Annotated in this window: 20 protein-coding genes; 4 read left to right on the top strand and 16 right to left on the bottom strand. The window is 60.2% G+C overall.

The genetic code is table 11. The features are described from left to right. Positions 1–65: 65 nt before the first annotated feature. From pstA to LRO94_RS10940, 14 genes are all read right to left on the bottom strand, one after another. A complete protein-coding gene (gene pstA / locus LRO94_RS11005; protein WP_032885467.1) occupies positions 66–977 on the bottom strand; it encodes a phosphate ABC transporter permease PstA in 912 nt (303 codons plus the stop codon). Continuing rightward, positions 977–1,942, bottom strand: coding sequence for a phosphate ABC transporter permease subunit PstC (gene pstC, locus LRO94_RS11000; RefSeq protein ID WP_032885468.1), 966 nt, complete (start codon positions 1,940–1,942; stop codon positions 977–979). The genes pstA and pstC overlap by 1 nt, the downstream gene beginning before the upstream one ends. A gap of 74 nt (positions 1,943–2,016) precedes the next feature. Further along, entirely contained in the window at positions 2,017–3,045 is a 1,029-nt protein-coding gene (gene pstS, locus LRO94_RS10995; RefSeq protein ID WP_032885469.1) for a phosphate ABC transporter substrate-binding protein PstS, read from the bottom strand. Between the two features lie 128 nt (positions 3,046–3,173). Then, on the bottom strand, positions 3,174–3,461 hold the full coding sequence (locus LRO94_RS10990; RefSeq protein WP_407692697.1) for a YdcA family protein: 288 nt from the start codon (positions 3,459–3,461) through the stop codon (positions 3,174–3,176). Between the two features lie 392 nt (positions 3,462–3,853). Continuing rightward, on the bottom strand, positions 3,854–5,653 hold the full coding sequence (locus tag LRO94_RS10985; RefSeq protein ID WP_179179230.1) for a glycosyl hydrolase family 28 protein: 1,800 nt from the start codon (positions 5,651–5,653) through the stop codon (positions 3,854–3,856). 38 nt (positions 5,654–5,691) lie between these two features. Beyond that, the gene (locus LRO94_RS10980; protein ID WP_179179231.1) at positions 5,692–6,060 is read right to left on the bottom strand and encodes a 5-carboxymethyl-2-hydroxymuconate Delta-isomerase; all 369 of its coding nucleotides are present in this window, start codon (positions 6,058–6,060) and stop codon (positions 5,692–5,694) included. Between the two features lie 60 nt (positions 6,061–6,120). Next, positions 6,121–7,032 carry a 5-dehydro-4-deoxyglucarate dehydratase gene (kdgD, locus tag LRO94_RS10975; protein ID WP_032885472.1) on the bottom strand — a complete coding sequence of 304 codons (912 nt, stop codon included), beginning with the start codon at positions 7,030–7,032 and terminating at the stop codon, positions 6,121–6,123. Positions 7,033–7,221: 189 nt separating this feature from the next. Then, positions 7,222–7,998, bottom strand: coding sequence for an ABC transporter ATP-binding protein (locus LRO94_RS10970; protein ID WP_032885473.1), 777 nt, complete (start codon positions 7,996–7,998; stop codon positions 7,222–7,224). Positions 7,999–8,009: 11 nt separating this feature from the next. Then, entirely contained in the window at positions 8,010–8,849 is an 840-nt protein-coding gene (locus LRO94_RS10965) for an ABC transporter ATP-binding protein (protein ID WP_179179232.1), read from the bottom strand. Between the two features lie 15 nt (positions 8,850–8,864). After that, complete coding sequence (locus LRO94_RS10960) at positions 8,865–9,782, bottom strand: ABC transporter permease (RefSeq protein WP_122764069.1); 918 nt, start codon at positions 9,780–9,782, stop codon at positions 8,865–8,867. A gap of 32 nt (positions 9,783–9,814) precedes the next feature. Beyond that, entirely contained in the window at positions 9,815–11,419 is a 1,605-nt protein-coding gene (locus LRO94_RS10955) for an ABC transporter substrate-binding protein (protein ID WP_122756383.1), read from the bottom strand. Positions 11,420–11,464: 45 nt separating this feature from the next. Then, positions 11,465–12,478: an ABC transporter permease gene (locus tag LRO94_RS10950; RefSeq protein ID WP_371260689.1), complete on the bottom strand. Its 1,014-nt coding sequence runs from the start codon at positions 12,476–12,478 to the stop codon at positions 11,465–11,467. Positions 12,479–12,523: 45 nt separating this feature from the next. Then, on the bottom strand, positions 12,524–14,134 hold the full coding sequence (locus tag LRO94_RS10945; protein WP_032885480.1) for an ABC transporter substrate-binding protein: 1,611 nt from the start codon (positions 14,132–14,134) through the stop codon (positions 12,524–12,526). Positions 14,135–14,206: 72 nt separating this feature from the next. Beyond that, positions 14,207–15,361, bottom strand: coding sequence for a mandelate racemase family protein (locus LRO94_RS10940; protein WP_095186416.1), 1,155 nt, complete (start codon positions 15,359–15,361; stop codon positions 14,207–14,209). A gap of 359 nt (positions 15,362–15,720) precedes the next feature. Between LRO94_RS10940 and LRO94_RS10935 the strand changes: the two genes are divergently transcribed. Both LRO94_RS10935 and LRO94_RS10930 read left to right on the top strand, forming a co-directional pair. Next, positions 15,721–16,446, top strand: a complete 726-nt coding sequence (locus tag LRO94_RS10935) for an oligogalacturonate-specific porin KdgM family protein (protein WP_032885482.1) — start codon at positions 15,721–15,723, stop codon at positions 16,444–16,446. Positions 16,447–16,532: 86 nt separating this feature from the next. Continuing rightward, on the top strand, positions 16,533–17,366 hold the full coding sequence (locus LRO94_RS10930; RefSeq protein WP_179179233.1) for an NAD-dependent epimerase/dehydratase family protein: 834 nt from the start codon (positions 16,533–16,535) through the stop codon (positions 17,364–17,366). Here the strand turns inward: LRO94_RS10930 and LRO94_RS10925 are convergent. Beyond that, a complete protein-coding gene (locus LRO94_RS10925; RefSeq protein WP_032885483.1) occupies positions 17,306–18,085 on the bottom strand; it encodes a FadR/GntR family transcriptional regulator in 780 nt (259 codons plus the stop codon). The genes LRO94_RS10930 and LRO94_RS10925 overlap by 61 nt on opposite strands. Positions 18,086–18,215: 130 nt before the next feature. Continuing rightward, the gene (locus LRO94_RS10920; protein WP_179179234.1) at positions 18,216–19,001 is read right to left on the bottom strand and encodes an SDR family NAD(P)-dependent oxidoreductase; all 786 of its coding nucleotides are present in this window, start codon (positions 18,999–19,001) and stop codon (positions 18,216–18,218) included. Positions 19,002–19,145: 144 nt separating this feature from the next. Here LRO94_RS10920 and LRO94_RS10915 point away from each other — a divergent pair, with 144 nt between their 5' ends. Together LRO94_RS10915 and LRO94_RS10910 are read left to right on the top strand one after the other, a co-directional pair. Beyond that, positions 19,146–19,691 carry a TetR/AcrR family transcriptional regulator gene (locus tag LRO94_RS10915; protein ID WP_095186414.1) on the top strand — a complete coding sequence of 182 codons (546 nt, stop codon included), beginning with the start codon at positions 19,146–19,148 and terminating at the stop codon, positions 19,689–19,691. A 103-nt stretch (positions 19,692–19,794) separates the two neighbouring features. Next, positions 19,795–20,658 (top strand): sensor domain-containing diguanylate cyclase, encoded by an 864-nt coding sequence (locus LRO94_RS10910; RefSeq protein WP_179179235.1) that lies wholly within the window; start codon positions 19,795–19,797, stop codon positions 20,656–20,658. The last annotated feature ends 599 nt before the right edge of the window (positions 20,659–21,257 follow it).

The raw sequence follows: 21,257 nt of genomic DNA, 5'->3' as shown, positions 1-21,257 counted from the left end.
CCTGGGTGACAAACGGAGCGGCTATTTGCGCAGTTGAGACGTTCAAGATTCAGATGCTCCCGTTTTCAATACTTTGGCTTGCCGAAAATACGGCTCACGATATTCACGACCAGCACGATCATTACCAGTACCAGCGACGCCGCCCAGGCGAGTTCAAGCTGGTTGTCGAAGGGCATGCCGGAGAAGTTGTAAATCAGCACGGCCAGCGAGGCCGTCGGATTCATCACCGCCAGGCTGCCGTCGTGGTAGATCCAGTAGTTGCTGAACAGTGCGGTAAACAACAGCGGCGCGGTTTCGCCTGCGGCGCGAGCCACGGCAAGCATCACGCCGGTGAGGATTGCCGGCAGGCCGGTGGGCAAGACGATTTTCCAGATCACCTGGGAGCGGGTGCAGCCCATGCCGTAGGCGGCGTCCTTCATGATCTTGGGCACCATGCGCATCGATTCTTCAGCGGTCAGGACCACGATCGGCAGCATCAGTACCGCCAGTGCCACACCACCGGCCGGAGCCGAGTAGGTGCCGGTGGTCATGACCACCAGGGCGTAGGCGAATACACCGGCCAGGATGGAAGGCAGGCCGGTGAGCATCTTCGCGGCAAAACGCGCGGCGTTCGCCAGCTTGCTGTCTGGGCCCAGTTCAGCGAGGAAGATCGCCGCCATGATGCCGACCGGCACGGCGATGGCAGCGGCGATGCCGACCATCACGAAGGTACCGGCCATCGCGTTGCCGAAACCACCGCCAGTCTCGAAACCAGTCGGCGGCAGCTCGGTGAACACTTCAAGGCTCAGGCGCGCGCCGCCGCGCATGATCAGCATGTAGAGCACGGAAATCAGCGGCACGCTGGCCAGTAGCGCGCCTGTCCAGACCAGGGTGGTCAATACCAGGCTGCGCAGGGCGCGGCCTTCAAACCGGCGCTGCAGGCTGGGCATCGCGCCGGCGGGGGACGTCAGGTCGGTTGCAGCAGTGAGATCAGTCATCACTTATTACCCCGTTGGGCGTACATCATGATCATGGAGCCGAAGATGTTGACGATCAGCGTGATCAACATCAGCACCAGTGCGGCGTACATCAGCACCTCGATCTCGTTCGGCCCGGCTTCCGGGAAGTTCAGCGCCAGCAAGGCCGCCAGGGTATTGGCCGGTGCGAACAGCGACAGAGAGATGTTGTTGGCATTGCCCACCAGCATGGCCAGGGCCATGGTTTCACCGAGTGCGCGGCCCAGGCCCAGCACCAGGGAGCCGAAGATGCCGGTAGCAGCGGACGGCACCATCACCTTGAGAATCGCTTCCCAGTGAGTGGTGCCCATACCGTAGGCCGCTTGCTTGGTTTTCATCGGCACGGCGGTGAGGGCGTCCTGGGACACGGCAGCGATGGTCGGCAGAATCATGATCGCCAACACCAGCGCGGCCGGGAGCAGCCCCGGACCGCTCAAGGAGGTGCCGAAAAAAGGGATCCAGCCGAGCTCGGTGTTCAACCAAGCGGTCAAAGGCCGGATCGCCGGAATCACCACGTAAATGCCCCACAGGCCATAAACGACGCTGGGGATGGCCGCGAGCAGTTCGACGATGGTGCGAAACACCGCCGCCAGCTTCGCCGGCAAAAAATCTTGGGTAAGGAAAATCGCCATGCTGACGCCGAAAACACCTGCGATCAGTAACGCGATGAAGGCACTGTAAAGCGTGCCCCAGATGGCCGGCAGAATGCCGTACTTGCCTTGGTTAACGTCCCAGACGCTTCCGAAAATCACGTCAAAACCGTGCTTTTCCATGCCTGGAAGGGCCTTGCGCCCGACTTCAAACACCAGGGCAAACACCAACGCCAGCACCAGAACCACACCTATCCGCGCAAGCGCACGGAAGGTGCGATCAACCAGGAAGTCCTTCGTAGAAGGTGGCTGGCAGGCAGAGTCCGGGTTACCCGGTACGACAAAAGGTGTGTTCATTGGCTAATTCCGGAACAGGGGGGTAACTCTCCCGGCAAGGCTGACAGCACCCGCCGAGAGAGGCCTCACGGGCGTTACTGGATGTTGGCGGATGCTTTGCGAACCTGATCGACTACCGATGGCGGCAGTGGGATATAGCCCATCGAGTCAGCGATTTTCTGGCCTTCGGTCAGGCTGTATTCGACCATTTCACGCATGGCCTTGGCCTTGGCCGGGTTGCCGTTGTCTTTGCGGAAGATCATCCAGGTGTAGGAGGTGATCGGGTAGGACTTGGCACCGTCCGGATCCGGCAGCCAGGCCACCAGGCTTTCCGGCATCTTCACCGCCGCCAGTGCTTCGGCACCGCTTTCGGCGTTAGGGACAACGTACTTGCCGGCCTTGTTTTGCAGCTGGGCAAAGTCAACCTTGGCCAATTTGGCGAAGCCGTATTCGATGTAGCCAATCGCGCCTGGGGTCTGGCGTACGGTGGCGGTCACGCCATCGTTCTTCGGCGATTTGATGAATTTGTCGCTGGAAGGCCAGTTGACGGTGTTGCCTTCACCCAAGTCCTTCTGGAACTGTGGGTTGATGGCCGCCAAGTGCTTGGTGAAGACGGCAGTGGTACCGCTGGAGTCTGCACGCACGACCACGGTGATCGGCATATCCGGCAGTTTCAAGCCAGGGTTGGCAGCGACGATCTGCGGATCGTTCCACTTGGTGATCTTGCCCAGGAAGATGTTGGAGTACACATCGCGTGGCAACTTCAGCTCTTTAGGATTGCCTGGCAGGTTGAACGCCAGCACGATTTCGCCCGCGGTCATCGGCAGCAACTGCACGCCTTCGGCGACCTTGGCAATGTCTTCATCTTTCATGGCCGAGTCACTGGCGGCGAAGTCCACGGTTTTGTTCAGGAAGTCCTGAACACCCGCCCCGCTCCCCTTGGATTGGTAGTCAACCGTGACGCCATCGGTCTTTTTGCTGAAATCCTTGAACCAGGTGAGATAGATCGGCGCTGGGAAACTGGCGCCAGAACCTGTCAGACGGACGTTTTCGGCGGCAAATACCGAGGTGGCACTTAGAGAAACCGCAACGGCGAGTGCAGCAGACTTCATCAGACGTTTCATTCAGGGAAATCCTTGTGATTACGGGCTCCCGGAACTCTGCATCAGCATTGTTACGCTTTTATGAAAATTGAATGGCAAGCCGCTATTTTGTCCCCCTTTTGCGCCACAGCTACGCATTTCGCTGTTGTTTAGTGGCGCCGGTAACTTTTCTGCCCGGAAGGCGTAAGGCAAAACACCCCGCCCCGTGGCCCGGTACAGTACGCACCGCTACCGCAGCTGCAACTCTGCGAGCGACCTTGCAGCGGCTGCACGGCGGGGCCTGCCAGGCGGTTGCCCGTGTAGGCGGTGCAACTTTTTTTAGAGGCGCTTATGGAGCCGTCGTTGCACAGGAATACGTCCCCATCACAACCGGCGATACCTCCTTTACGACCTGAACACGGCGTATTGGCCGCCAGGACGGACAGGCTCGACAGCATCAAAATGAGGCCCAGGACAAACACGCGGATAAGGCCAGGAAACATAAGGAACACTCGAAATAAGTGGCCCAATGATATCAATCTTTGAGCGCAGCCGCTGACGACTAACGCAGCTTTCTCATGCATGCAGCCGAGCTTCGTTCTTCGTCTCCCGCGCGCCAAAGCCTGAGCAAAGCGAGGTCTATCTGATCTACGGAAATCAAAATGTGGGAGGGGGCTTGCCCCCGATGAGTGAGTGTCAGCTAATCATCGGTGACTGACACACTGCCATCGGGGGCAAGCCCCCTCCCACATTTGGACGGAGTTCAGTTTAAGAACCCGGTCGGCGCCAAGGCCGCCGCGCTCTTGCTTTTGATCTGGAGTCGCCCCGTTAACCACGTTGCTACGTACGTTTAGGGCGTCGGCTCCACGTCCTTGAACACCAGTCCCTGGCTACCACTCACCTGCCACGGATTGCCACCACCGGTCTGACTGAACACCACACGCTCGAAGCGTGAATCTTTCAGCCCATCAATACGCGCCTTGGCCGCGCCGCTGAAGCGCACACGCTCGAACACCAACCCCTGATGATAGGCATTATGCGCGGCATCGCCCTTGACCTCGATCGCCGCGCCCTGGGCATTTTCCACGCTGACGTCAGTCACACGGATGTCCCTGAACTGCCCGGCAATCGTGGAGCGCTGATAATCGAGTTTGGCGTTCGGGTCGTTGTAGTCGAGGGTGAAGATGAACGCCTGCTTGACCGTGTTGCGAATCGCCGAATCACGGAAGATAACGTTGCGCGCGCCGCCGCCCATGAAGTTGGTGCTCTTCATACGCAACCCGGCATCAGTGCCGTCGGAGACGTTGTCTTCAGCCAGGATGTTCTGGATCCACGCACCGGTATGACTGCCGGCCACCACCATGCCGTGGCCCTTGCGGAAGTAGTTGTTGAAAATCCACGCGTCTTCCTGGGGCGGCTGGTGCACGGCATTCGCACCGGTGCCGGCGGCGAAGTTGACGCAGTCGTCGCCGGTGTCGAAGAAGTTGTTGAAGACCATCGCGCCCTTGCTGTTGGCAAACTCGATGCCGTCGCCGTTGTTGGCGTCGTAGGTCTTGTGGGTGGTGTTGGCCAGCACCACGTTTTCGGTCTCCAGGTTCATGATGCCGTGGAACGCCGGGTTCACCACGGTGAAGCCGCCGTAGAACACGTTCTTGACGTTACGCAGGGTGATCAGCGAGGAGCGCATTTGCCCATACGCGTCCTTCACATTCATGCCGCGAGCAACGGCTTGCTCCACCTGGGCCTTGGCAAGCAGGCCGTCCTGGGCATAGCGGGTGTTGTCGCTGGGCAGGTAAAACGGCAGTGCCTGGCCACGCTCATCGACGACATCGGCGTTGCGCTTCCAGCCATTGCCGTCGAGGGTTCCCTTACCGACGATGCGGATGTTTTCAAATGACTGATGCTGGCGCGGATCGCGGGGCAACGCGTTGATCAGCGAGGCCGGGCGTACGGTGGTGGAATACGGGTACTGGATGTAACCAGCCAACGGGTAATCTTCGGCGCGCTCTGAGCCGAGCAGGGTCGCCCCTTCGGCGATCTCCAGGGTCATGTTGCTCTTGAGGTAGAGCGCACCGCTTTTGTAGGTACCTTTGGGCAGCAGGACTTTGCAGCCCGGGGTGCAGGCATCAATGGCGCTCTGGATTGCCAGGGTATCGAGTTGATTGCCATCGCCCTTGGCGCCGTACTTTTTCACGTCAAACAGGGCCGCGACCTTGGTGGTGCGTTGCTGCACGGGGGCACTGTCTGCCGACTCCTTGCCGTTGCCATCCACCGAACGCACGGTGAAACGGTAGGCCGTGTCGGGCTTCAGGCCTTGGGCGGTGTAGCTGTGAATGCCGATGCGATGGTGGAAATTGGCCGTGTCCTGGCGGTAGAACTGGTCGATGTAGGGCTTGGCCGGCGACACCTGATCGTTGTTGGCGTTGGCACTGCCCAGCAAGGTGCCGTTGGCGTACACCCGGTAATCCTTGATGCCGGCATGATCAGCGGGTTTTTCCCAGACCAGGATGATGTGCTGGTCGTCATAAGCCAGGGTCGGGACTTGCACTTTCGACGGTGCCTGCAGCGCCCAGGACAGCGGGCTGCAACCCAGGGCGATGAGGGCCAGTGCGCAACGCGCTGAGGATTTTTGCGAGGGTTGATACGGCATGTTGTTCTCCTTGTTTTTGCCGGTATTAACGTTGAGGGCTACATCGGTCGCCCGGACTCTTCGAGGTATTGGCTGCGGTTGATGAAGGTTTCGCGGGGCATTTCGCGCACGTCCATGGACAGTGCTTCGACCTGTGGCAGTAGTTCAACCAGGGCGGCGAGTGTCGCCGAGGCGAGGCTGCGTTGTTGTTCGGCCGTGCGCCCGGCGAACAGATACAGGGCCACGTGCACGAAGTCGTCTTGAGTGCTGCCGCAGCGATAATGGGTGAAGCCGTTGAGGCGCACTTTAATGTCGCCGGGCTTGAACACGCCGAACCCGTCGAGGGCGTCATGCACGGTGGCGAGCAGACGTTGTTCGCCGACGCGTTGGGCCAGGGTCGCGGGGCAGTCGATGATGCAATGGGGCATGGTGGACTCCTTGCAGGCAGACCGGACAGCGGCGCCATCAGGGCGCCGCCAACCAACGTTTTATTGAGCGCCGAGGGACTTGATCAGCACCGCCAGTTGCTCCACTTCATCGGGCAGCAGATCGGTCAGTGGCGCGCGTACCGGGCCGGCGTCGTGGCCAACCAGGCGAGCACCGGCCTTGACGATGCTCACGCCATAGCCTTCACAGCGGTTACGAATCGCCAGGTACGGCAGGAAGAAATCATCGATCAAACGGCCTACGGTGGCGTGGTCGTCGGCGGCCACGGCGCGGTAGAAGTCCATCGCGGTTTTCGGGATGAAGTTGAACACCGCCGAGGAGTACACCGGCACGCCGAGGGCTTTGTAGGCGGCGGCATAGACTTCGGCAGTCGGCAGACCACCGAGGTAGGTCAGGCGGTCGCCCAGGCGACGGCGGATGCTGACCATGGATTCGACTTCACCAATGCCGTCCTTGAAACCAATCAGGTTCGGGCAGCGCTCGGCCAATTGTTCCAGGCTGTCGGCGTTGAGGCGGCACAGGTTGCGGTTGTACACCACCACACCGAAATCCACCGAGTTGCACACCTGCTCAACATGGGCCACCAACCCTTTCTGGCTGGCTTCGGTGAGGTAATGAGGCATCAGCAAGATGCCGGCAGCGCCCAGGCGCTCAGCTTCTTGGGCGTAGGCAATCGCTTGGCGCGTAGGGCCACCGGCACCGGCGAGGATCGGCACCTGGCCTTTGCAGGTGTCCACGGCGGTCTTGATGATCTGCGTGTACTCCTTGGGCTCCAGAGAGAAGAACTCCCCGGTACCCCCTGCCGCGAACAGCGCACTGGCGCCGTAAGGTGCCAGCCATTCCAGGCGGCGTGCGTAGGTGTCGGCGCGGAAGTCGCCAGCGGCATCAAAGTCGGTAACCGGGAAGGAGAGCAAGCCGGAAGACAGGACTGTTTTTAGTTCTTGTGGCGTCATGTTCACAAACCTTTGTTCGAAATTTGGATGGAATACCTTAAGAGGTAAGTCATCGTACAACTACAAAAATAGTAAAGCTACCCTATAAGTGCCTATGTTGAGAAAACTGCCATTTAACCCAATAAAATAGACACCTATCTAAAAAATCACATCAATCGAGAAAAGCCATGTTGTACGATGACCAAGCGTTTATCCCACACGCCGCCGCTCAGACTCCTGACTGAAGTCGCGGCTGGCCTGCACCAGCATGCGCGTGTAATCGTGCGCCGCCTGATCCTGGCTCAGGGCCTGGCAGTCGAGCAATTCCACGATCTTGCCGTGCTGCATCACCGCCACCCGATCGCACAAGTGAGTGACTACACCCAGGTCATGGGTGACCAGTAGGTAGGTGAGTTTCTCGCGCTGGCGCAGGTCCGCCAACAGGTTGAGGATCTCGGCCTGGACCGAGACATCCAGCGCCGAGGTCGGCTCATCCAGCAGCAGTACCCGCGGCTCCAGAATCAAAGCGCGCGCGATCGCCACACGCTGGCGCTGGCCGCCGGAGAGCTGGTGCGGATAGCGAAAGCGAAAACTGTCGTTCAGACCGACCTTGAGCAGGATCTCGTTGATGCGGTCGTCCTTGTCCCCTACCCCATGTATAATCAGCGGCTCGCGCAACGCCGTGTCGATGGTGTGCCGGGGATGCAGGGAGCCGTAGGGGTCCTGGAAGACCATCTGCACTTTGCGAAAATGCTCCTTGGGAATCTTGTGCTGCAGCGGCGCGCCGGCAATGCTCAGCTCGCCGCTCCAATGCCGGTATTGCCCGGCCAGGCAGCGCAGTACGGTGGTCTTGCCCGAGCCGGACTCCCCCACCAGACCGAACGATTCACCGTCGGCGACACTCAGGCTCACATCGTGCAGCACTTGGTTGATGGCAGCGCCTGTGCCGAAGCTCAGGTTCAAGGCGTGCGCTTGGATCATGGGCATGGTCAGGTTCCTTATTGAGTCAGCCAGAGAGGATCGCGCTTGAGCACCGGCAAGTGCACGCGGCGGTTGTCCATGCTCGGCAGCGCGGCCAGCAAGCCACGGGTATAGGGATGTTCGGCGTACTGCAGGTCGCAGGCGGCCAGGGATTCGACGACGCGCCCGGCGTACATCACCAGCACGCGGTCGCAGTAGTTGCGCACCAGGTTGAGGTCGTGACTGACGAAGATCAGCCCCATCTGCTGCTGGTCCACCAACCCTTCCAGCACGTTGAGCACTTGCTGGCGCACCGAGACATCCAGCGCCGAGGTGGGCTCGTCGGCGATGATCACTTCCGGACGGGTGATCACCATCATCGCGATCATGATGCGCTGCCCCATGCCGCCGGAGACCTCATGGGGATACAGGTTATAGACGCGCTGCGGGTCGCGGATATGCACCTGCTCCAGCATTTGCAACACGCGCTCTCGCGCATCGCTGCGGCTGGCCTTGTGGTGGGCCAGGTAGGCTTCGGCGATCTGATCGCCGACCTTGACCACCGGGTTCAGCGAGTACTTGGGGTCTTGCATGATCATCGAGATGCGCTGGCCGCGGATCTTCTGCATGGCTTTTTCACTGGCCGACAACAGGTCGACCTCGCCAAACGCCATGGCCTTGGCGGTGATTTTGGCGCTGGGCGGATGCAGCTTCAGCAGGCTGCGACCCACGGTGGATTTGCCGGAGCCGGACTCACCGACAATCGCGAGTTTTTCCCGGCCTAAGGTAAAGGACACATCGCGCACGGCGTGGGTTTCTTTCTGGCCACTGACGAAGCGCACGTTAAGCCCTTCGACATTCAGTTTGATGGCGGACATCAGGTGTTCCTCCGATTATTCGCTGCGCGGATCAAGGATGTCCCGCAGGCCATCGCCCAACAGGTTGAAGGCCAGGCTGACCAGCATGATCGCTGCCCCTGGAACCGCCACCAGCCACCAGCATTCGAGCATGTAGCGGCGGCCGGTCGAAATCATGGCGCCCCACTCCGGCAGCGGCGCCTGGGCACCCAGGCCGAGAAAGCCCAAAGCGGCAGCGGTGAGGATGATCCCGGCCATGTTCATGGTCAGGCGGATGATCACCGAGGACAGGCACATCGGCACGATATGGCGCAGGATAATCCGCGCCGGCGACGCGCCTTGCAGCTCCACTGCGACGACGAAATCAGCGTTGCGCAGGGACAAGGTTTCGGCCCGCGCCAGCCGCGCAATCGGCGGCCAGGAGGTCAATGCAATCGCCACCACCGCGTGCTCCAGGCCAGGGCCGAGGGCCGCGATAAACGCCAGTGCCAGGACCAGGCTCGGGAAGGAGATGAAGATATCGGTCAGGCGCATGAACACGGTGTCGACCGCACCGCCGAAGTAGCCCGACACGGTGCCGATAAACAGCCCGATAGGCCCTACGATCACTGTGACCAGGGCGATGATGTACAGCGTGATCCGCGAGCCGTAGACCAGCCGGCTGAAAATATCCCGGCCATATTCATCGGTGCCGAACCAATGCGCCGAACCCGGTGCCTGCAACGCGCCGGCGAGGTTCTGCACCACCGGATCATGGGTAGCGATCCACGGTGCAAAGGCCGCGACCACCACCAACAGCAGCGCCACCAGCAGGCCCGCCAGGGTCATAGGGTTACGCAGCAGGTGACGCAGCACCCGCAGGCCACTCTTGCAAAAGGCATCAAAGCTGGAGCCTGGCGAGCGGTCCACCGGGCGCTTCGTCGCCGATTCGATGGAAGACAGATTGGCATTCATAAGCATCTTCTCTGTGTGAATTCTGGAAGCACTCAACGCTGCTTGTAGACACCCAGGTAACGGGTGGCCTCGGCATCGTCACCGGTGAAGCCCTTGACGTCGGCAGCGCTGACCACGGTGTCGGTCATCTGCGAAATCATCAGGATCGGCCCCACTTGCTGGTCGTAGAGGGTTTGCGCCTGGTGATACAGGCTGACCCGCTGCGCCGAATCACGCGTCACGCCGGCCTGGTCGATCAGGCTGTTGATCTGCGGGCTGAAGAACGAAGCGCGCCAGCCCTGGAAGTTCGGTAGGCCGGCGTCGTCGCTGTTGTTGGGGTTGTAGGCAAAGGTGCGCAGGCTGAAATACGGGTGCGGGTAACGCTCGGCGCCCCTGGCCACGATGATCTCGAAATTGCGCGCGCGCATCGCGCCGTACACCTGGTTACCCGTGCCGGTGACGATGCTGGCCTTGATCCCGCCTTCGGCCAGGGTCGCTTGCAGGCGCGCAGCGATATCAATGAACGGCGGTTCCGACAGCGTGCGGATGGTGGTGTTGAACCCCTCGGGGTAACCCGCCTCAGTCAGCAGGGCTTTCGCCTTGGCCACGTCCATGTGATAGCCCGGATCCGGCAGGCGTGCTTCCAGACCCAGTTGCATCGGCTGCTGGTTGAGCGTTCCGTAATACGGCATCACTTGTTGGTCCAGGCCCTTGTAGTCGATCAGGTTGCGCACCGCTTCACGCACCTTGGGCTTGGCGAATTCCGGTTGTTTCATGCTCATGGCGACGTAGTACATGGTGCCGCGCGGCAGCGACTGCACTTGGATCTTGTCCGAGCCGTCGATGGCGCGAATGTCCGGCGCGGCCATGCCGTAAGCCAGGTCGAGGTCACCGCGTTCGAGCATCAGGCGCAGGGACTGGGATTCGGTCATGTGCCGCACCACCACGCGCTTGAGCTTGGCCGCGCCGCCCCAGTAGCCGTCAAAACGGGTCAGTAACAGGGAATCGTTGGCGCTCCATTTGGTCAGCACGAAGGGGCCACTGCCCGCCTCGTTCGTCACCAACCAACCGGCGCCGAGGTCGCCGTTTTTTTCATGGGCCAGGGCGGTCTTGCGGTCCACAACCACAGCGCTCGGGGAGATCGCCAGGGAGTCCACCAGCAGCAGCGGGTCCATGGTCTGCGGCAGGTCGATGACCAGGGTGTGGGCGTCCGTGGCGCGGATCAGCGATTGGATATTCTCAACGCTGTAGCCGTAGGCCTTCCAGGTGGTGGCCAGGCCGAAGTTGAGCTTCATCACGCGGTACAGCGACCACGCCACGTCTTCGGCGGTCAGCGGGTTGCCCGAATGGAATTTCACGTCCTGGCGCAGATGAAACGTTACCTGCTTGCCGTCCTCGCTGATGTCCCAACGTTCGGCCAACTGTGGCAGGTGTTTTTCCGGATTGCCCTGGTCACGTTTGATCAGCGTGTCGTAAAGATTGGCGTTGACGCCGGACGCATCCAGGCCGGGCGCGTTGGCCGGGTCGATGGAAAACAGGTTGACCATGCTCATGCCGACGATCAGTTGATCGGCCGGGGTCTTGGCGTTGGCCAGGGTCATCGGGCCAAGCGCGAGCACAGCGGTCAGCAGGCCAAGGTGCAGTTTCGAAAATGTCATGAAAAATTCCTTCTTCTTATAGTTTTATCGGTACTGCGCGACGCATTAACGGGTGCGCGGATCAAACACCTTGTACAAGGCATCGCTGATCAGGTTGAGCGCGACAAAAATCAAGCCGATCACCAGCACGCAGCCCATCACCGCATTCATGTCGCCAAGCATCAGGCTGCTGGTGAGGTATTGGCCGAACCCCGGCCAGGCGAATACGGTTTCGATCAGCACTGCGCCTTCCAGCAGCGAGCCATAGGCCAGTGCAACGACGGTGAGCAACTGCACGAGGATGTTGCGAAACGCATGCCCCCACACCACTTGGCGACGGGACAAACCCTTGACCCGCGCAGTGATGATGTACTCCTGGGACAACTGCTCAAGCATGAAGCTGCGGGTCATGCGGCTGATGTACGCCACCGAGTTCAGGCCCAAAATCAGCGCCGGCAACACGATATGCCGCAGGGCGCTGGCGAAGGCTTCCCAGTCGCGGGCGAGCGATGTGTCGATCAGCAACAGGCCGGTGACTTCGGGCACCATGCCGTCGTAGGCCAGGTCGATGCGCCCCGCGCCGCCCGCCCAGCCGAGCCAGGCGTAGAACACGAGCAGGCCCATCATGCCTAGCCAGAAAATCGGCGTGGAGTAACCGAACAAGGTGATTACCCGCGCCACATGATCGCCGAGCCGCCCTTGGTTGCTCGCCGCACACACGCCCAGCGGCAAGCCGATCAACACGCCGAACAGAATCGCCAGAGTGGCCAGTTCGATGGTCGCCGGGAACACGCGCAGGATGTCATCCAGCACCGGGTGACCCGTCAGCAACGCGTTGCCGAAATCACCGTGGAGCAGGTCATTGAGGTAAAGGCCGAATTGGGTCCAGATCGGCTTGTCCAGGCCCATCGACCGGTACACCTGGTCGTAGGTGGAGCTGTCGGCATCCGGCCCGACTACCGCCAGCACGGGGTCAAGCGGCATGACCCGGCCGATGATAAAGGTCAGCGCCAACAGGCCGAGCAACGTCACCAACACGGTGCTGGCGCGCCGCAGGGTATTGGAAGCGCGAGCGCCCATGACAGAGGCAGTCATAACAAACATAGTGAGCTCCTGGTAAATCGATCAGCGCTTTTTGTAGACGTCTTTGTAGCGCGTGGTCGCAGCGGTATGGCCCTGGAAGTCGGCCACGTCGGTGTACACCACCACGGTGTCGGTCATCTGCGAGACCGGCAAAATGGCTCCGACCTGTTGATCGACCTGCTCCTGAATCTCGCGGTACTGAGTCAGTTGCTTACCGGCATCCGGCTCGACTTCCGCGCTCTCAATCAACTGGTTCAACTCAGGGCTGTAGAACGACGTGCGCCAGCCCTGGAAGTTGGTGAGCTTGGCTTCATCGCGGTTATCCGGGTTGTACACCAGGGTGCGCAGGCTGGAATGGGGATGACGCTCCGCCCCGCCACCGCCGCGACCGACGATGATGTCGAACGTGCGCTCGCGCATGGCGCCGTAGATCTGGTTACCGGTGCCGGTGATGATGCTGGCTTCGATGCCGGCCTGGGCCAGGGTCGATTGCAGGTTGGAGGCGATGTTGATAAACGGCGGTTCGGCCAGCACGCGGATGGTGGTCTTGAAGCCGTTCGGGTAACCGGCTTCAGCCAGTAAGGCTTTGGCCTGCTCGACGTTGAGCTTGTAGCCCGGGTCCGGCAGGCGCGCGGCCAGGCCCAATGGCAGCGGCCGCTGGTTGATCACGCCGTAATGGGGCATGACCGTCTGGTTGATGCCCTGGTAATCGATCAGCGAGCGCACGGCCTTGCGCACACGGGCGTCGGCGAACATTGGCTGCTTCACACTCAGGGCCACGTAATACAAGGTGCCGCGTTGCAGGGTCTGGGTGCGTACTTTGTCGCTCTTCTGCAGGGCTTCGATGTCCGGCGCGGACATGCCTTTGGCGATATCCAGGTCACCGCGCTCGATCATCAGTCGCAATGACTGCGACTCGGTCATGTTGCGCATCACGATGCGCTTGAGCTTGGCCGGGCCGCCCCAGTAACCGTCGAAGCGCGTCATCAGGATCACGTCGTTGGCACGCCAGTCATTGAGCACGAATGCGCCACTGCCGGCCGCGTGCGTCACCAGCCAGGCGGCGCCCATGTCGCTGCCCTTCTGGTGTTCGAGGACTTTTTTGCGGTCGAGGATGAACGCACTGGGCGAGGTCGCCAGGGTGTTGAGCACCAGCAGCGGGTCGGTCGGCCGTGGCAGTTCGATCACGAAGGTGGTGGGGTCCGTGGCGCGCATGTAGCGCTCGACGTTTTCGGCGGTGAAGCCGTAGGCCTTCCAGGTGGAAGCGAGTGCGAGGTTGAGCTTGAGCACCCGGTGCAGCGACCAGGCAACGTCTTCGGCGCTCAAGTCATTGCCGGACTGGAACTTCACCCCGGTGCGCAGGTTAAAGGTCAGGGTCTTGCGGTCCTCACTGACCTGCCAGCGCTCGGCCAGCGCTGGCACCAGTCGGTCTGGTTGGGCGACGTCCTGCACCAGCAACATGTCATACAGGTTGGCGTTGATTTCCGACACATCCAGACCCGTGGCGGCAGCTGGGTCGAGGGACAACAGGTTGATCATGCTCATGCCGACGATCAGTTGATCGGCCGGCGTTTTGGCAAAGCTTGCCGGTACGGCGGTAACGGCCAGCGCGGCGACGAACACCCGCGCCCACAGCGAAGGGAAAATGCTCATAACAAGAGTGCCTTTTTTATATTTATAGGGCTCTTGATCAGCCCGACGCATGCCGGACTGACCGTGTAAACGTCAGAAGCTTTTAAGCGTATTGGTCTCGATGTAGTTGAAATCGATGTCTTCGCCCAGGCCCGGCAAGTCGGACAGGTGCACAAAACCGTCGTTGTCCATCGGGTCCACCAAGCGATTGAGGTAGGCCGGTACTTCGTCGTAATCCAGGTACGGGTGGAGCAGGCCACGCTCGTACCAGGTGCAGTTCTTGATCGCACCGACCACCGCCAGGTTAGCGGCGCCGTTGCCGTGAATTTCGCAGTCCATGCCAAACGATTCGGCCAGGTGCGCGACCTTCAGGCACGGCGCAATACCACCGACGCCCGCGACACCGGCACGCAAGATATCGCACACATCGTGCTTGACCCAACTGGCGCGGGCGAGGTGTTTGCCGGACAGGGTTTCCGGGCCGAGCACCGGAATATCCAGTTGCCCCGCGAGCCAGGCATAGGACTCGGCTGACTCTTCCATCATCGGTTCTTCAAACCAGGCGAAGTCGAGTTTCTCCAGCTCGCGACCGATGTACAGCGCCTCGGTGCGGCTGTACCAGTGGTAACCGTCGAGCATCAACGCGATGTCCGGGCCCACCGCCTCACGCACAGCAGCGCAAGCCTTGACGTCGATGCGCGGGCTTGGCGCGAAGGACACCGGCGGCATCCAGGTGTGCAGCTTGATTGCCTTGTAGCCACGCTGCACCAGGGTCTCGGCAAAGCGGCCGTAGTCTTCGGGGGTTGCGAGGCCGCCGGGCAGTTCGTCGCCACACATGGTCGAGCCGTAGGCCGGCACCTTGTCGCGGAAACCACCGATCAACTTGTGCACTGGCACGCCGAGTTTGCGTCCTGCCCAATCCCACAGAGCCTGCTCAACCAGGGCCAAGGCGCGGTCGGTCAGTTGGCTGGCGCTGCCACGCTGCCAATGGGCGAGGTCTTGCCAGATCTTTTCGCGATCAAAGGCGTTCTGCCCCACCAGCACTTTGCGCACAAACCCATCCAACACATAAGGGCGGATCAATTCAGGGGCGCCGAATGCAAAACCCTCCTGGCCGTCTTCAGTCTGGATGCGCAGCAAAGCCATCTGCGCCTGGGTGACATCACCGGGGTGAGCATGGCCGGCGCTGTCCACTGCGCGGCGGGTCGGGTAGGAAAATACCTGGACGTTGACTGCTGTGATTCTCATGGACGTCTTAAGCCTTCTTATTGGATTTGAGACAGGAATGTCGTCTGTTGCGACCGATCATAGGTCATCGTACAACACTTGAAAAGACCCAATAACCTGCCCCGTCATCCACTGATTTTCACGTGAAACGCCGTAAAAGCCCTATTTTTAAAGACAACTAAGGAATAACGAAGATTGCTGTAAAGCCCTATTCGCCGGGGACATATGTTTCAAAGTGTTTCAAAACGATCGATGGGCGGTAGACGAGTCATCTTGTCGTACGATAACGTATATCGGCACCTTAGATGAGAGCCACACGCAACAACGTATTGCCGTAGCAACCGTCAAACGACCCTAACAAAAACAAAAAAGAAGACCGTATGAACACCACCCTACGCACGCTCGTTACTGCCCTGACCTTCAGCCTGCCGCTCTACGTCAGCGCTGACTCTGCCAGCATCAACTACCGCCACCAGTTCACCGAGGAAGACAGCGCCCACGCTGATCGAATCAAGCTCAACTACCGTCTGGACAGTGGCCTGGGATTTGAAGCGGAGATGAAATACCGCACAGCCGGGGACCGTGAAGATGTCGCGTACGACAACATGGTCAACAACGGGCATGAGTTCACCGTCAGCTACAACTACAAGCTCAGCCCGCAATCGACGTTGACCCCCGCGTTCCAGATGGACAGCTCGAAGGACTCGACCACCTACAAGCTGGGCCTCAAGTACAACTACAAGATCAACGACGCCTTCTACGCCGCCACGCGCTATCGCCTGGACACCAAGAAGCTGGACCGCGATCAGGTCAACGAGGATTTGCCCGATCACATCAAGGATGACCAGACCACCCATCGTTTCGAGGGCTGGCTCGGCTACACACCGGCCAGTAAGTGGGCGTACGAATATCAGTTCATCTATTTCAAGACTGACTACATCCGCTACGACAACAAGAAGAGCGATTACGAACAGAACCTGATCGTCAAATACAAGCTCACCAAGGAATGGGCCCCGTTCATGGAGATTGGTGATGTGAAGGTCAACTCCACCTCAGAAGACCGTCAGGCGCGGTGGCGCTTGGGCGTTCAATACAACTTCATGTAAAGCCCCCTCCCCGCGACTTGCCTGGCGAACGCGCATCGCTCGCCAGGCAATCGCTTTGCATTCAGCGCTCAATGGAAGACCTGACCATGACCACACAACCCAAACCCTTCACCCGCATTTTGCTCACCGGCGCCGCCGGCGGCCTGGGGCAGATCCTGCGGGAAACCTTGCAGGCCCATGCCCACATCGTGCGCGCCTCGGACATCAGTGCGATGGCGCCCAGCGCGGGTGAACACGACGAAGTGATCCAGTGCAACCTGGCCGACAAGGCTGCCGTGGCGGCGCTGGTCGACGGCGTTGACGCGATCGTGCATTTGGGCGGGATTTCAGTGGAGCGGCCGTTCGAAGAAATTCTCGACGCCAATATTCGCGGCACCTTCCACATTTACGAGGCGGCGCGACAACAGGGCGTCAAACGGGTTGTGTTCGCCAGCTCCAATCACGTCACCGGTTTTTACCCCCAGGACGTTGAACTGGATGTGCACGCACAGCGCCGCCCGAATGGTTACTACGCGCTTTCCAAGGCGTACGGCGAAGACCTGGCGGCGTTCTACTTTCATCGATACGGGATTGAAACCGTGAGCTTGCGCATCGGCTCATCGTTCCCCGAACCGCGCAACCGGCGGATGCTGCACACCTGGCTGAGTTACGCGGACCTCGATCACCTGGTGGCCCGCGCCCTGCTGGCCAAGGATGTGGGGCACAGTGTGGTGTATGGCGTTTCGGACAATAAGGAGCGCTGGTGGAGCAATCGGCACGCCGAGCACCTGGGCTTTGCGCCGCAGGACAGCTCGGAACCCTTTCGCACCAAGGTCGAGCAGCAACCGCAACCGTCGGCGGATGAGCCCGGTGGCCGACTTCAGGGCGGCGCGTTCACCGCAGCGGGGCCGTTCGACAATTCAGCGGCGGCGGCTTCATAGGCCCGGCGCATACGCTCGCGACTGTTGGACAAGTGCAGGCGCATCGCGGCGCGAGCGGCGTCTGCGTCACGGCGCAGGATGGCTTTGTAGATATCCTCGTGCTCGCGGCTCAGGCGCTCCAGGTAAGGTTCCTTGTTGGCGTTGGCCAAGCGTTTTGAGTGCAGGCGCGTACGCGGCAGGATGTTGACCCCCAGGTGCAACATGATGTCGGTGAAGTAGCGATTGCCGGTGGCCAGCGCGATCTGCTGGTGAAACTGGAAGTCCGCCGATACCGCGTAGTCGGCACTCACCGCCCGCGAATTCAGCGCGTCCAGCGAGTCGCGCATCACCTGCAATTGCTGGTCGGTGCGACCCAGGCAGGCCAGACCGGCAGCTTCTACTTCCAGACAGATGCGCAACTCCAGCACTGCCAGCACGTCCTGCAAGGTGACGATGGTGTCAGGGTCAATTCGAAATCCGCTGGGGCTGGGAATATCCTTCACAAACGTGCCGACACCGTGCCGCGTTTCCACCAGGCCAGACGCTTGCAGACGCGAAATGGCCTCGCGCACCACGGTGCGACTCACACCGTGCTCGGCCATCACTTCAGATTCGGTAGGCAGCTTGGTTGCTCGCGGGAGCTCCCCGCTGCAAATGCGCCGGGAAAGCTCGGTGACCAATTCTTCAGCCAGACTGCGGTGCCGGCGGCGAACGGTGGGCTGGACGTTCGGGTTGTCCATCAAGAACAGGTATCTCGGTTGGCGAATGAATGCCCATCATAGCGCATTCAGTTGTACGACAACCTTCCCTTTAGCCCGCCCCGCGTCCCCATAGGCCAAAGCCTGCGCCGTGGACTCAAACACGCACCCGTTACTGTGGGCGATAGCGCTCAGCAGCGCGAGCCTGACGCAGCTCCGACAACAAGCCCTGACGCGCGGACTGAAGACCGTCCCAGCGCGCGGCGTCATGCAGTGGCGGGATGGTCACGAGTTCACGCCGGTCAAAACCGACCAGTGCGGCATCCACCAGTTCACCCACATCCATGACCTCTGGCAGCGTGTTGATGTCGATGCCCGAGCGCTCCCAGATTTCCGTACGGGTGGCTGCCGGCAACACCGCTTGCACATAAACGCCTTTGCCAGAGAGCTCAATGCTCATGCCCTGGGAAAGGAATTGCACGAACGCTTTGGTCGCGCCATACAGCGTCATTCCCAACTCCGGCGCCAGACCAACCACCGAGCCAATATTCACGATTGCCCCCTCGCCGGCCTGCACCAACCTCGGTGCGACTGCGCGGGCGAGTCGCGTCAGCGAGGTGACGTTCAGCGCGATCAGTTGCTCAATGCTCTCGCCCGTCTGCGCCAGGAAGTCTCCCGTCTGGGCCGCGCCGGCGTTGTTGATCAGCACACCGATGCGCGTGTCATCGCGCAGGCGCGCTTCGACCACAGCCAAGTCCGCCTCCTGGGTAAGGTCGGCCTGTAGCACGTCGACATCAACACCGTGCTCCTGGCGCAAGCGCGCCGCCAGCGCTTCCAGCCGCGCCTTGTCGCGGGCGACCAGTATCAGGTTGTGGCCGCGCTGGGCGAAGCGATCGGCATAGGTGGCGCCAATGCCGCTGGACGCGCCGGTAATCAGGATAGAAGAAGCGTTCGTCATGACTGTGCTCTCTGGATTAACGATCATTGAGTGTGGCGGGCTTTATGATGTCGATCATAATCTTATCCGTCAATGGTTTTGATGTTGATTGACATCAATGTATAGTGAGCACCGAAAACAGTCGCCACCAGCGAGGGTAAAGGTATGAGGGTCAGCAAGGCACAAGTGCAGTTAAACCGCGCGCACATCGTCGAAACGGCCTCCAGATTGTTCCGTGAGCGCGGCTATGACGGTGTCGGCGTGGCAGACTTGATGGCAGAAGCCGGGTTCACCCATGGCGGGTTCTACAAGCATTTCGGGTCCAAAGCCGACTTAATGGCTGAAGCCGCCGCAAACGGGTTGTCCCAATCGCTGACCAACAGCGCCGGGCTGGGCGCCGATGAGTTCTTCAATCGCTACATATCCAGAGAGCACCGTGATGCCCCCGGCCAGGGTTGCACGATGTCGGCCCTGTGCGGGGACGCGGCGCGTCAATCGCAAACGGTAAAGGCAACGTTCGCCGAAGGCATCGAAAACGCATTGGCCGCCCTTCAGCAGGACGCTGCCGAGCTGGATAAGGACGCTCGGGAACAGATGATCAACCGATTCGCCCATGCGGTCGGCGCCGTGGTGTTATCCCGGGCCTGTCCCGATGACTCGCCATTGGCGGATGAAATTTTGGATGTGTGCCGCAAGGCAATGACCGTGTGAGATGAAAAGCCGCAGAGGGCACTGAAAATTAGCAGAATTGCTCGCCGCCGCCCTTCATGATCGGGCTATGATCGGCAGATATGAACCGGATACCCGATGCATCATGCCCGTAGACCTGCAAGCTCTCTATCCCAAACTTATCCACCTGATGCTGGATACGGTGTTTGTCGTCGACAGTGAAAACCAGATTGTGTTTGTGAGCGATGCCTGCGAGGCATTGCTCGGCTACCGTGCAGAAGAACTGACCGGCACTCTGATCACCCATTACATGCACCCTGAAGACCTGCCACGCACGCGGGCCTCGATTGTCCGGGTGATGAATGGCAAACCCCATGTCGACTTCCGCAACCGCTATATCCGCAAGGACGGCAGTATCGTGCACATCCTGTGGGCAGCTTTCTGGTCCAAGGAGGTGGGCGCACGGATCGGGGTCGCCAGGGACGTGACAGCCCTTACCAAAGCCGAAGAGGAACTACGCTTCCTCGCCCATCATGACCCACTGACAGCGCTGACCAACCGGTCGTTGTTCAATGATCAACTGAACCAGGCCCTGCACGCCGCACAGACTCACAACAGCACCCTGGCCCTGCTGTTTCTGGATATCAATGACTTCAAGGGCATCAACGATGTGCATGGCCATGCCATGGGAGATCGCGTGCTGTGTGTGATTGCTCGACGGTTGGAACGTTGCGTACGCGAGAGTGACTTGGTGGCACGGATGGGCGGTGATGAATTCACCGTACTGCTGACCGATGTGCCGTCGAAGGACGCTATCGCGGAGAGGGTGGCGCAAATCCTCGCGGTCATGGCCGAGCCGTTGAGCGCTGAATTTGACGGGGTACAAATGCCGTCCTGCAGTGTTGGCGTGGCGTGCTATCCGGCGGACGGAGAGGACGCCGATACGCTGCTTAGCCATGCAGACGGTGATATGTACCGGAAAAAAAGGCAGCGGTTTGCCACTGAGTGACATCGGTAGTTATGGTCGTTGTCGCACGCCCTGGCGTGCCCCCGTCGAGTAAATCAGTCCGCGGGTATCGTTATCCGCGCTTATTGGCTCACCTCACGCGCAGCTTTGACCCACCCATGCGACCTGTCCTGGTGCCCATCAACCGGAAGGACGAATTCGTTGCACTGAGCCTCAACCGGGAAACCAGGGTTTCAAAGTAGAAGCGCATACCCTCTTTGAATGCCTCCAAGCGCACATTCGCCGAGTTGGCGCAGTCGCTCGGCCATTGCAACGCATTGCTCAACAGCGGTGGCTCCATACAAGCGTCGACGCTGGTATGACAGAGACGGGATGAAGCTGCGGGTACTCAGCACGTCGCTAACATTGACCCCACATAAAAAAGACACCGAAGCGTCCACTCCCTAAATCACAGGCAAAAAAAGCCACTCACTTGAGTGGCTTTTTAATGCTTGGAGCGGGAAGCGAGACCTGCACTTTGTGATTTAGCCACTGATTTATAAGTATTTTTTATTACGCCAGTGAAAGAGCACTTGGTGTATCGACTTGTTTTTTGTCGATTTAAAACGCGAACGGACGAGCGGTTAAACCGCACCAGAGCA

Source organism: Pseudomonas sivasensis (assembly GCF_021391435.1).
In the GTDB taxonomy this organism is placed as follows: domain Bacteria; phylum Pseudomonadota; class Gammaproteobacteria; order Pseudomonadales; family Pseudomonadaceae; genus Aquipseudomonas; species Aquipseudomonas sivasensis.
This window is presented reverse-complemented; position numbering and strand designations above follow the sequence as displayed.